Origin of the sequence: Micromonospora sp. NPDC005299, assembly GCF_042872345.1 — a bacterium.
Lineage (GTDB): Bacteria > Actinomycetota > Actinomycetes > Mycobacteriales > Micromonosporaceae > Micromonospora.
In genome coordinates this window covers 372,338-384,792 of sequence record NZ_JBIAKG010000004.1, presented here as the reverse complement: position 1 = coordinate 384,792, position 12,455 = coordinate 372,338, and the positions used below count along the sequence as shown (strand labels likewise).

General features: G+C 74.5%; 8 protein-coding genes. 2 read left to right on the top strand and 6 right to left on the bottom strand.

The window, feature by feature from the left end; translation table 11 throughout:
• Positions 1-6: 6 nt before the first annotated feature.
• Entirely contained in the window at positions 7-600 is a 594-nt protein-coding gene (locus tag ACFYPD_RS14870; RefSeq protein ID WP_154225200.1) for a TetR/AcrR family transcriptional regulator, read from the top strand.
• Between the two features lie 89 nt (positions 601-689).
• Positions 690-4,184 carry an ATP-binding cassette domain-containing protein gene (locus tag ACFYPD_RS14865; RefSeq protein ID WP_387113068.1) on the top strand — a complete coding sequence of 1,165 codons (3,495 nt, stop codon included), beginning with the start codon at positions 690-692 and terminating at the stop codon, positions 4,182-4,184.
• Between the two features lie 95 nt (positions 4,185-4,279).
• Here the strand turns inward: ACFYPD_RS14865 and ACFYPD_RS14860 are convergent, their stop codons facing one another.
• From ACFYPD_RS14860 to ACFYPD_RS14835, 6 genes are all read right to left on the bottom strand, one after another.
• Positions 4,280-5,347 carry an NADH:flavin oxidoreductase/NADH oxidase gene (locus ACFYPD_RS14860; protein WP_387113066.1) on the bottom strand — a complete coding sequence of 356 codons (1,068 nt, stop codon included), beginning with the start codon at positions 5,345-5,347 and terminating at the stop codon, positions 4,280-4,282.
• A 66-nt stretch (positions 5,348-5,413) separates the two neighbouring features.
• Positions 5,414-6,700, bottom strand: a complete 1,287-nt coding sequence (locus ACFYPD_RS14855; RefSeq protein ID WP_387113403.1) for a dicarboxylate/amino acid:cation symporter — start codon at positions 6,698-6,700, stop codon at positions 5,414-5,416.
• Positions 6,701-6,905: 205 nt separating this feature from the next.
• Positions 6,906-8,333, bottom strand: coding sequence for an FAD-binding oxidoreductase (locus ACFYPD_RS14850; RefSeq protein WP_387113064.1), 1,428 nt, complete (start codon positions 8,331-8,333; stop codon positions 6,906-6,908).
• Complete coding sequence (gene mqo, locus ACFYPD_RS14845; RefSeq protein WP_387113062.1) at positions 8,330-9,838, bottom strand: malate dehydrogenase (quinone); 1,509 nt, start codon at positions 9,836-9,838, stop codon at positions 8,330-8,332. The genes ACFYPD_RS14850 and mqo overlap by 4 nt, the downstream gene beginning before the upstream one ends.
• A 76-nt stretch (positions 9,839-9,914) precedes the next feature.
• Positions 9,915-10,841, bottom strand: a complete 927-nt coding sequence (locus tag ACFYPD_RS14840; protein ID WP_387113060.1) for an AEC family transporter — start codon at positions 10,839-10,841, stop codon at positions 9,915-9,917.
• An 84-nt stretch (positions 10,842-10,925) separates the two neighbouring features.
• Entirely contained in the window at positions 10,926-12,440 is a 1,515-nt protein-coding gene (locus ACFYPD_RS14835) for an aldehyde dehydrogenase (NADP(+)) (protein WP_387113059.1), read from the bottom strand.
• Positions 12,441-12,455: the final 15 nt, after the last annotated feature.

Here is a 12,455-nt window from a genome sequence, read left to right as displayed (position 1 = left end):
GGGCGGGTGACGGACGGACGGACCCGCCGGCGGGAGGACACCCGACAGCGCCTCTTCGTGGCGGCGGTGGAGCTCATCGCCGAGCAGGGTTTCTCGGCCACCACGGTCGACGACATCGCGACCCGGGCCGGGGTGGCGAAGGGAACCGTCTACTACAACTTCGAGTCCAAGACGGTCCTCTTCGAGGAGCTGCTGCGGCACGGCATCGGCCTGCTCACCGCCGAGTTCCGGGCCGCCGTCGCCGGGCTGCCGCCGCGCGAGGCGCTCGCCGCGCTGGTCCGCGCCGAGCTGGACTACATCCGCCGCTACCGGGCCTTCGCCCAGCTCCTGCTCTCGGAGATGTGGCGGACCAACCGGGAGTGGCAGCAGACCCTGCGGCTGCTGCGCGGCGAGGCCATCGAGGTGATCGCGGAGACCGTACGCGCCGGGGTGGCCAGCGGCGACCTCCCCGCCGACCTGGACGTCCGCACGGCCAGCTCGGCGCTGTTCGGCGTCGGGCTGGTGGTGGCCGTGGACTGGCTGGTCTTCCAGCCGGACCGGCCCATCGAGGACGTGCAGGAGGCCCTGCTCGGCATCGTCCGCCGGGTCGCCCAGACGTGACGCCGCGGCGGTAAATCGTTTGAAAGGCCAGGCCGGACGGGTGAGGCTGGAGGCACCGCCCCCACCGACCCGAGTCCGGAGGACCGTCCATGCGCCTGCTCCGCGACCTCTGGGCCACCGCGCCGCGTCGGATGGCGGTCGCCCTGGTGCTGATCCTGCTCGGCGCCGGCGGGCAGGCCGCCGCCTCGGCGCTGGCCGGGCCGGTGCTGGTGCACCGCTCGCCCGGCTGGTTCACGGCGCTGGCCGTGGCGCTGGTCGCCGCCGTGGTCACCGACCTGCTCATCGGCCTGCTGATGGCCGGCCTCACCGCCGACTGGTCCGCCGACGTCCGCCGCCGGCTCTGCCGCGTCGCACTCGGGCAGGACCTGCCCACCCTGGAGACCACCCCGGTCGGCGAGCTGCTCGACCGCATCGACAACGACGTCTACCAGGTCGCCGCCGAGATGCGGAACACCGGCGTACGACTCGTGCAGGGCATCGCCGTCTGCCTGCTCGCCACGGTCAGCGCGCTGGTCGTCTGGTGGCCGGCCGGCGTCGGGATGATCCTGCTCACCGCGCTGCTCGGCGTGGCGCTGCGCGGTCCCACCGCCCGGATCGCCCCGGCCCGGATGGTCGAGGAGGAGGCCTGGTCCGACCTGGCCGCCGTGATGGAGGAGGCGGTGCACGGCCAGGACGACGTGCGCACAAGCCTGGCCCGCCCGTACGTGCTGCGCCTCTACGCCCGGCGGGCCGCCGAGGTGATCGCCCGGGGCGGCCGGGTCTTCCGGCTGTCCGCCCGGGTCACCGCGCTGGCCGCCGGCGGCGTCCGGGTCGGCATCGCCGCCGTGGTCCTGGCCGGGGCGTGGGCGCTGGCCACCGGCCGGGTGGACGCCGCCCGGCTCACCGCGATCTGGCTGCTCGCCCTGGCCTTCGGCGCGACGGTCGAGCACATCGCCCGCTGGGTGCCGCACCTGCAACAGGCGCTCGGCGCGTGGTCGCGGGTGCAACTGCTCGCCGACTCCCGGCAGGAGCCGACCGGCGGCGCCGCCCCGGTCGACGGGGACCTGACCGTCCGGGGGCTCACCTTCCGCTACCCCGCCACCGGCGAGGACCGCGGCCCGGCGCTGCGCGACGTCACGCTCGCCTTCGCCCGCGGTCGGTCCTACGCCCTGGTCGGCCGGACCGGGTCCGGCAAGTCGACGCTGGCCAAGGTGCTCACCCGGGCCGTGGACGTGCCATCCCGCACCGTCTTCCTGGGCGACACCGACCTGGTCGACCTGGACATCGAGGCGCTGCGCCGGTGGATCGCCGTGGTGCCGCAGCGCACCGAGATCCTGGCCGGCACCCTCGCCGAGAACGTCGCGCTCTTCGACCCGGACCTGCTCGACGACGCCACCCGGGCGCTGGCGGAACTCGGGCTGGCCGGCTGGATCGCCGAACTCCCCGACGGGGTGCACACCCGGCTCGGCGAGGGCGGGCACGTGCTCTCCGCCGGGCAGGAGCAGCTCGTCGCTTTCGCCCGGATCCTGGTCCGCGACCCGCACGTGGTGATCCTCGACGAGGCCACCGCCCGGCTCGATCCGGTGACCGAGAACCGGGTACGCCAGGCCACCGAGCGGCTCCTCACCGACCGGATCGGCATCGTCATCGCGCACCGGCTCTCCTCGGTGCGCCGCTGCGACGAGGTCGTCGTGATGGCCGACGGCGCGGTGCTGGAGGCCGGCCCACTGCGCGAGTCGGCGCGCTTCGCCGAACTGCTGGCCACCAGCCACGCCAGTGCCTACGCGGGCGCCGGCACCCGCCGCGGCGGGGTGGAGCTGCTGGACGGCCCCGACGGGTGGCCCGACGAGCCGGCCGATCCGGCCGCCCCGGCCACCGCGCCGCGTCAGGTCGCGGTGCCGCGCACCGACCCGCCGCCGCTGCCCGCCCCACCGCCCGCGCGGACCCTGCGGGAGATCCTGCGGCTCGGCACCAACGACCCGCGGTACGGGCTGGTCTCCGTCTGCCTGTTCATCGTGATGACCCTGCTCGGGCTGGACGGCTCGGTGCTGCCCTGGCTCTGGGCCGAGGTGGTCGGCGGGGGAGACCCGTGGCTGCCGGCGCTGGGCATCGCCGCCGCGCTGCTGGTGGTGCTGCCGCTGCCGTACCTGACCAACCTCTGGTTCCCGCAGTGGTGGATCCGGCAGATGCTGCGGATCAGCGCACGGCTGGTGCACGGGCAGACCGGGGCCCGCCGGGTCAGCGGGCACACCCCGGCGGAGGTCGTGGCCCAGGGCGGCGACACCGACCGGGTGGTGCAGCTCGCCGACAACCTGATGGACCAGTTCATCTCGCTGGCCATCGTGATCACCATGACCCTGGTGACCGGCAGCGTCGTACCGGCGCTGTTCTTCGTCGGGACCATGGTGGTCTCCGGGCTGGCGGCGACCCTGTTCGGGCCCCGGCTGGAGCGCACGGCCGGCGGCACCGTCAAGGCCCGCGCCGCCTTCGCCACCGCCCTGGTCTCCTCCCTCTCCGCCGCCCGCACGGTGAAGCTCGCCGGCGCCACCCGCCCGGTGCTGCACCACCTCGCGAAGCTGGACACCGTGCGCAGCGACCGGCAGCGCCGGGAGATCGCCATGCAGGTGTGGGCCCGGTCCACCCCGTCGATCGCCAGCGGCCTGCTGCCGATCGGGGCGTGGGCGCTCTACCTGGCCGGCGGGCTCTCCGCCGGGGCGACCCTGGTCGCGGTCTCCACCCTCGGCGCGGCCCGCTGGTTCGCCTGGACCACCGCGTCGCTGGTCTCGCAGTACCCGTCGGCCCGGGTGTGGACCAGGCGGACCGTGGCCATGGCCGGGGTGGCCACCTACTCGGCGGCGGTGCCCGGGCTGGACCTGGCCGCCGGCACCGCCCCGGCGCCGGAACTGCCGCCGCGGCACCCGCTGCGCCGGCTGGAGCTGACCGGCTTCGGCGCGCTGCACTCCGACGGCACCCTCGCCGTCCGCGACGTCGACCTGAGTGTCGAGCGTGGGCAGTTGGTGCTGGTGGTCGGGCCGGTCGGCGCGGGGAAGTCGTCGCTGCTGCGGGCCCTCGCCGGGATCGTGCACCACACGGGAACGCTGCGCTGGAACGGCGAGCCGGTCACCGAGCCGGAGCTGTTCCTCCGCCCCAACCAGGTCGGCTACGTGGGTCAGCTGCCCCGGGTGCTCTCCGGGACGGTGGCCGACAACATCGCGCTCGGGCACCAGGTGGACGCCGCCGGCGCGGTGTCGACCGCCCAGCTGGACCACGACCTGGCGGCCGCCGGCGGTGGGCTCGGGCTGCTCATCGGGCACAAGGGCACCCGGCTCTCCGGCGGGCAGCTCCAGCGGTTGGCGCTGGCCCGGGCGCTCGCGCCGCGTACCGAACTGCTGGTCGCCGACGACGTCTCGTCCGCGCTGGACGTCACGACGGAGCTGGCGCTCTGGGCGGCGCTGCGCGAGCACGGGGTGACCGTGGTCGGCTCGACCGCGAAGCGGGCGGCCCTGGTGCGCGCGGACCACGTGGTGGTGCTGGTCGACGGCGCGGTGGCGGCCCAGGGACCGTGGCAGGACCTGGAGTCCCGCTGGGGCCACCTGGCGGGCTGACCGCGTTGCGCGGGTCTCGCGCGGATCTTGGACAGTTTCCGTTCACCGCGAACGGAAACTGTCCAAGATCTCGACGCCTCCCCAGGGGCGGGGGGTTAGAAGGCGCGGGTGTACTGGTGGGGCCAGGTGGGGGTGGGGGTGAGCTTGGCGGCGGCGCGGTGCGCCCAGTACGGGTCGCGGAGGAGTTCGCGGCCCAGGAGGACCAGGTCGGCCTCGCCGGTGGCGACGATCTGCTCGGCCTGCTCGGGTTCGACGATCAGGCCGACCGCGCCGGTCAGCACGCCCGCGTCGCGGCGGATCCGGGCGGCGAGGGGCACCTGGTAGCCGGGGCCGAGCGGGATGCTCGCCCGGGCGGCGGCGCCCCCGGAGGAGGCGTCCACCAGGTCGACGCCGGCGGCGGCCAGTTCGCCGGCGAGCACCACGCTGTCCTCGACGGTCCAGCCGCCGTCCACCCAGTCGGTGGCGGAGATGCGGGTCAGCACCGGCACGGCCTCGCCGACCGCGGCGCGGATCGCCCGGGCCACCTCCAGCGTCAGGCGCATCCGGCCGGCGCGGTCGCCCCCGTAGCCGTCGGTGCGGTGGTTGGTCAGCGGGGAGAGGAACTCGTGCAGCAGGTAGCCGTGCGCGGCGTGGATCTCCACGGCGGCGAAGCCGGCGTCGAGGGCCCGGCGGGCGGCGGTGGCGAACGCCTCGACCACCCCGGCGATGCCGGCCTCGTCGAGCGCGGTGGGCGTGCGGTAGTCCGGCAGGAACGGCTCGGCGCCGGGGCTGACCGGGGTCCAGCCGCCCTCGGCGTCCGGGACGCCGCCGCGGTGCTCGGCCCACGGGCGGTACGTCGACGCCTTGAACCCGGCGTGCGCGAGCTGCACGGCCGGCACCGCCCCCTGGGCGGTGATGAACGCGGTGATCGGCCGCCACGCGTCGACGTGCGCCTCGGACCAGAGCCCGGTGTCCTGCGGGGTGATCCGCCCTTCGGGGACCACGGCGGTCGCCTCGGTGATGATCAGTCCGGCGCCGCCGACCGCGCGGGAGCCGAGGTGTACGCGGTGCCAGTCGGTGGGCAGGCCGTCCGGCCCGGCGCTGTACTGGCACATGGGGGCGAGCGCCACCCGGTTGGGCAGGGTGACGCCGCGCAGGGCGAGCGGGGTGAACAGGGCACTCATACGGTCATCCTTCAACAGGCGTCGGGGGGAGGGCCGAAGCCCTCCCCCCCGGGTGTGAACCGATGCTCAGGCGGGAACGGGAGCCAGCCGGTCTGCGTCGGTCTCGTCGGCGTCGACCAGGTCGCGCTTGCCGGCCGAGTCGTACGCGGTCCGGTCGAGGGTGCCCTCGCGGGCGGCCACGACGGTCGGCACCAGGGCCTGGCCGGCCACGTTGGTGGCGGTGCGGATCATGTCCAGGATCGGGTCGATGGCCAGCAGCAGACCGGCGCCGGCCAGCGGCAGGCCCAGCGTGCTGAGGGTCAGGGTGAGCATGACGATCGCGCCGGTCAGGCCGGCGGTGGCGGCCGAGCCGACCACCGAGACGAAGGCGATCAGCAGGTAGTCGGTGACGCCCAGGTGCACCCCGAAGACCTGCGCCACGAAGATCGCGGCGAGGGCCGGGTAGATGGCGGCGCAGCCGTCCATCTTCGTGGTGGCGCCGAACGGCACGGCGAAGGAGGCGTACTCGCGGGGGACGCCGAGGCGCTCGACCGAGCGCTGGGTCACCGGCATGGTGCCCACCGAGGAGCGGGACACGAAGGCCAGCTCGATGGCGGGCCAGGCGCCGGCGAAGAAGCGGACCGGGTTGAGCCGGCCGGCGGCGATCAGCACCACCGGGTAGACCACGAACAGCACGATGGCGCAGCCGATGTAGACGGCGGTGGTGAACTTCGCGAGCGGGGCGAGCAGGTCCCAGCCGTACGAGGCGACGGCGTTGCCGATCAGGCCGAGGGTGCCGATCGGGGCGAGCCGGATGACCCACCAGAGCGCCTTCTGCACGATGGCCAGCACCGAGCGGTTGAGGTTCACGAACGGCTCGGCGGCGTCGCCGATGAGCAGCGCGGCGGCGCCGACCACCAGGGCGAGGAAGACGATCTGGAGGACGTTGCCCTCGACGAACGCGCCGACCGGGTTGGTGGGCACGATGCCGGTGAGGAAGTCGGTCCAGGAGCCGGTCTTCTTGGGCGCGGTGGCGCCGGCCAGGTCGAGGGTGACGCCCTTGCCCGGGTTGGTGAGCAGGCCGAGGCCGATGCCGATGCCGACCGAGACCAGCGCGGTGATGCCGAACCAGAGAAGCGTCTTGAGCGCGAGCCGGGCGGCGTTGGCCACGCCGCGCAGGCTGACCACGCTGACCACGATGGCGGTGAAGACCAGCGGCGGCACGGCCAGCTTGAGCAGCTGGACGAAGAGGCCGCCGACGGTGTCGAGGGTGCTGGTCAGCCAGGCGAGGTCGTTGGCGCGGGCGAGGAAGCCGAGCGCCACGCCGAGGACGAGGCCGAGCAGGATCTGCACGGAGAAGGGGAATTTGCGCAGGGCGGAAGCCATGAAGAGGTGTCCAAGGTCTGGAGAGGGTCGGTCAGGGCAGCGTCAGGAACGGGGCTGCGCCGGACAGATGCCGCTGGCCTGCAGTCGGAGGTCGACATACAGGCGCACGGTGAGGTGCCAGACGTTGGTCATCGCCTGCCGAAGCTACTCCCGGTCGGCCCGGTGGCGGAAGGATCGACCGGGGTGACGCTCCTTACAGCGTCTGCCGGTCCGGCAGCACCTTGCCGGGATTCATCAGCCCGCCCGGATCGAAGAGCTGCTTGAGCCCTCGCATCAGGTCCAGCCCGTGGCTGTCCGCGTAGTCGGCGATGATGTCCCGTTTCGACTGCCCGAGCCCGTGCTCGGCGCTGATGCTGCCGTCGAACGCACGGGTCGAGTCGTAGACGAGGCGGGTGAGGGCTTCGGCCCGCGCCAGGAACTCCTCGTCATCGCTGCCCACCGGCTTGCTGAGGTTGTAGTGGAGGTTGCCGTCGCCGGCATGCCCGTACGTCACGATCCGGATGCCCGGGACGGCCTCCCGCAGGGCCCGGTCGGTGCGTTCCACGAACGCCGGGATGCGACTCACCGGCACCGTGACGTCGTGCTTGAGGCTCGGGCCCTCGTGGTTCTGCGCCTCGGAGATCCTTTCGCGCAGCGCCCACAGGGCGCCGGCCTGCGCCGGGCCGGAGGCGACCACGGCGTCCCGCACCGCACCCCGGTGGAACGCCTCGCCCAGCGCCGACTCGATCACCTCGTCGAGGCCGGCGCGGGGGAGCGTGTCGCTCAGCTCCACGAGCGCGTACCAGGGGTGGTGGTCGCCGAACGGGTCGCGCGCGCCCGACGAGTGGCGCAGCACGAACTCCACGCTCTGCCGGGACATGATCTCGAAGCCGGTCAGCCGGTCGCCCGCAATCTCCCGGAGGACTCCGATCAGGTCCACCGCGGCGTGCGGACCCGGCAGGGCGAGCCACGCCGTCGCGCGGCTGCGCACGGCGGGAAAGAGCTTCAGCACGGCGGCGGTGATCACTCCGAGCGTGCCCTCCGCGCCGATGAACAGCTGCTTGAGGTCGTAGCCGGTGTTGTCCTTCCGCAGCCCGCGGAGCCCGTTCCAGACCCGCCCGTCCGGGAGCACGACCTCCAGCCCGAGGGTCAGGTCGCGCATCGTTCCGTAGCGGAGCACGCCGGTGCCGCCGGCGTTGGTCGCGAGGTTGCCGCCGATCGTGCAGCTTCCCTCCGCGCCGAGGGAGAGCGGGAAGAGGCCGCCGGCGGCGGCCGCGGCCTCCTGCACCGACCGCAGGACCGCGCCGGCCTCCACGGTGATGGTCTGGTTGGCGACGTCGAGGTCGCGAATGCGCCGCATGCGGGTGAGGGACAGCACCACCTGCCGGCCCGAGGAGTCCGGGACGGCACCGCCGCAGAGCCCCGTGTTGCCGCCCTGCGGGACCACCGCGACGCCCGCGTCGCGGCACAGGGCGACGACCGCGGCCACCTCCCCGGTGTCGCCCGGCCGCACGACGGCCGCGGCGAGTCCCGAGTACGCGTTGCGCCAGTCGGTGAGGTAGCCGGCCATCCCGTCGGGGTCGCTGATCACGCCGGCGGGCCCGACGGCCTGTAGCAGCCGGCCGACGAGGTCCCCGGTCACCGGGCCCCCACTCCCGTCGTGGGCGCCGGCGCCAGCCCGAGCACCCGCCGGGCCTGCGCCACCGCCTGCCCGAGCCGGTCCGGGTCGAGCTGCCGCGCCGGCGGCGCCAGCCGGTCCAGCCGTGCCGCCCACTCGGGCAGGCGCTGCGGAAAGCTGGCCGCCAGCACGTCGCGCAGCGTCGACGCGGCGGTCGAGGCGCCGGGCGAGGCGCCGAGCAGGGCGGCGAGCGAGCCGCCCGCGGCGGTGACGATCTCGGTGCCGAAGCCCACCAACGTGCCCCGGCCCCCGGTCTCCTTCAGGACCTGGACCCGCTGCCCCGCGGTGATCAGCTCCCAGTCCTCCGCCCGCGCCGCCGGCACAAACCGGCGCAGCGCGGCCATCCGGGCGTCCGCCGACTGGGTCACCTGCCGGACCAGGAAGGCGACCAGCGAGCGGTTGTCCCGCACCGAAGCCACCAGGACCGGGAGGTTGCCGGGCCGGACCGAGCGCACGAGGTCGGTCGGTCGGCCGCGGGTGAGGAAGCGGGGTGAGAAGGCCGCGAACGGCCCGAAGAGCAGCGCCTCCCGCCCGTCCACCACCCGCAGGTCGAGATGCGGCACCGAGATCGGCGGGGTGTCCGCGGGCGCATGCCCGTACACCTTTCCCCGGTGGGCCGCGACGAGCTCGGGCCGGTCGGTCCGGAGGAACTGACCACTGACCGGGAAAGCGCCGTACCGCCGGATCTCCGGTACCCGGGCCGACTGGAGCAGCGGCAGCGTCCCGCCCCCGGCCCCGAGGAAGACGTACGGGGTCCGCAGCTCTCGGCGACGCCCCGTGTCGCGGTCGCGTACCCGCACCAGCCAGGTCGCCCCGTGCCGGCGTAGGGACGTCACCTCCTGGCCGGTTCGCGTGACGCCGCCGCGCTGCCGGAGGGCCGACAGCAGTTGCCGGGTGAGGACGCCGAAGTCGACGTCGGTCCCCTGCGTTGAGCGGGTCATCGCCACCGGCTCGTCCCCGGTTCGGCCGTCGAACATCAGCGGCAGCCAGGAGGCGAGGACGGCGGGGTCGTCGCTGAACTCCATGCCGGCAAAGAGGGGATGGCCCCGCAGGGCCTCCCACCTGGCCCGCAGGTACGCCACGCCGTCGGCGCCGTGGCCGAAGCCCAGATGCGGGACCGACCGGATGAACGCCTCGGGTGATCCGAGCACCCCGCGCTCCACCAGAGCCGCCCAGAACGTCAGGGACGAGACGTACTGCTCACCGATCCGTACGGCGCTCGACGCGTCCACGGTGCCGTCGGGCCGCCGGGGGGTGTAGTTGAACTCGCAGAGCCCGGCGTGGCCGGTGCCGGCGTTGTTCCAGGCGTGGGAACTCTCCAGCCCGGCGTCGTCGAGCCGCTCGACGACGAGGATCCGCCAGTCCGGCTGCACCTCCATGAGCAGCACCCCCAGGGTGGCGCTCATGATGCCGCCGCCGACGAGGACGACGTCCCAGTCCTCGCTCGGGCCGCTCCTCGACCTGATCACGGTGCCACGCTAGGAGCCCACGGCGATGCCTGTCCAAGTCCGCCCGGGCATGGGTGGATACCCGTGCGACATCGCGTCAGCCGAGCAGCACGGCGATGCCGACCAGCACGGGAGCGGACAGGACGGTGGTGAGCAGGATGACGTCCCGCGCCAGCAGGGTGCTCCGGTCGTAGGACGCGGCGTAGACGAAGACGTTCTGCGCGGTCGGCAGGGCCGAGGTGACGGTGACTGCCAGCAGCGCCACCCCCGAGAGCCCGGCAACCCACCGACCGAGTACGTACGCCAGCGCCGGCTGGGCGAGGGTCTTGAGCGCTACGGCCAGCCACACCCGGCGGGCTCCGTCGCCGGACGCCGGGCGTGGTGCGCCGTGCAGGCTCATGCCGTACGCCAGCAACGCCGCGGGTACCGCGAGCGCGGCGGTGAGTTCGACCGGCTCCCGCACCAGCGGCGGCAGGTCCACGCCGGTGGCCGCTCCGAGCACGCCCAGGCCGCAGCCCACCACGACCGGCGTGCGCAGCGGCTGGGTGAGCAGCCGCCAGCGGGGCGGGGCGTCGCCCGCCGTGCGCGAGCCGGCCAGCACGGCCAGCCCGACCGGTGCCATGACCAGCACCTGGAACAGCAGCACCGGGGCCACGAACGACGCGTCACCGAGGGCGTACACCGAGATGGGGACGCCCAGGTTGCCCGCGTTGACGTACGACGAGGTGAGGCCGCCGACCGTCAGCTCGGCCGGCGACAGCCGCCAGCGCCAGCGGGCCAGCGCCACGTACAGCAGCGCGCTGAGCACCGCGCTGCCGGCGGTCGCCACGAGGGCCGCCGACAGGAGCGCCGCCGGATCCGCCTTCGCGAGCGTGAGCAGAAGCAGGGCCGGCGTCGCCACGAAGTAGGACAGCCGCGACAGCACGCCACCGGCGTCGGCGCCCAGCGCGCCTGTCCTGCCGACGATCCAGCCGACGGCGATCACCGCGACCAGGGCGGCGAAGCCGCCGATGACCCCGTTCACCCGGCCGTGCCCGCCGCCGCGCGGTTCACGCCACGGGGGTGGGCGCGGTGTCCGCCGGCCGCGCCGGTGGTGTGCACCGCATGGTCATCGCGGCAGCTCCAGGACGCCGTCGACGCGCCGCGGGATGCCGCGGTAGTCGTCGGTCAGCTCGGGCGGGAGCAGGTCGGCGGGCGCCCCCTGCCAGGTGACCGGACGCAGGAAGCGCCGGATCGCGGTGGTGCCCACCGAGGTGTGCTGGGAGTTGGTCGACGGCCACGGTCCACCGTGGTGCTGGGCCCAGGAGACGGCCACGCCCGTGGGGTAGGCGTCGTAGATCATCCGGCCGGCCCGCGGACGCAGCTTCGCGGAGACCGCCAGCGGCAGCTCCGTCTCGCCCTGCCCGCGCAGCACGGTCGCGGTCAGCGACGATGGCATCTCCGCCAGCGCCCCGAACAGGTCTGCCGTGCCCTCGTAGCGGGCCACGACCGACACCGGCCCGAAGCACTCCTCGGTGACCTCGTCGGGCAGGTCGGCGGCCGTCGTGGTGAGGAGCAGCGGCGCGGCCTGGAAGCCGGCTCCCGCCGGCTGCGCGCCGCGGGCCAGCACCTCGACACCGTCGGCGTCGGCGAGCCCACCGGCGATGCGCCCGTACGCGGTGGCGATGCCCTCGTTGAGCAGCACCGGCGCTCCGGCTTCCCGGACCGCCGCGGCCATCGCCTCGACCACCCCGTCGCCGTCGGCGCCGGCCGGCACGAACACCAGCCCCGGCTTGGTGCAGAACTGGCCGCCGCCGAGGGTGAAGGAGCCGACGAGTTCGATCCCGATCGTCGCGCCGCGCTCGGCGGCGGCCTTCGGCGTCACGACGACCGGATTGAGGCTGCTGAGCTCACCGAAGAACGGCACGGGGTCCGGGCGCTGTTCGATGATCTGCAGCAGCGCCCGTCCGCCGGTGACCGAGCCGGTGAAACCGACGGCGCGGATCGCCGGGTGAGCGACGAGGTCGGCGCCGGCCTGGACGCCGTGGACGACGCCCAGCGTGCCGGCCGGGGCGCCGGCCTTCTCCGCCGCCGCGGCCAGGATGTCGAACACGAGCTGCGACGTCGCGGGGTGGGATCCGTGCGCCTTGACGACGACCGGGCAGCCGGCCGCGAGCGCGGAGGCGGTGTCGCCGCCGGGCACGGAGAAGGCCAGCGGGAAGTTGCTGGCGCCGAAGACCGCGACCGGGCCGATCGGGACGAGCATCCGGCGCAGGTCGGGGCGGGGACCCATCGGAGTGTCCCCGGCGTGGTCGATCGCCGCCTCGACGTAGCTGCCCTCGCCCAGGACCTCGGCGAACAGGCGCAGCTGGTAGCAGGTGCGGGTCAGCTCACCGTTCAGCCGCACCGGTCCGAGCGCCGTCTCCCGGTCGGCGACGGCGACGACGTCCTCCCGCCGGTCCTCCAGCGCGTCAGCCAGGGCACGCAGCAGTGCCGCGCGCCCGTCGCGGCCCAGCGTCTCTAGTCCGGCGGCGGCGGCCTGCGCCGCCGAGCAGAGCCGGTCCACCTCCTCGGTGGTCGTCTCCCGGGCGACGACCTCGACCGCCTGGCCGGTCCGGGGGTCGATGCTCACGACGTCGGACATGCGGGGTACCTCCAT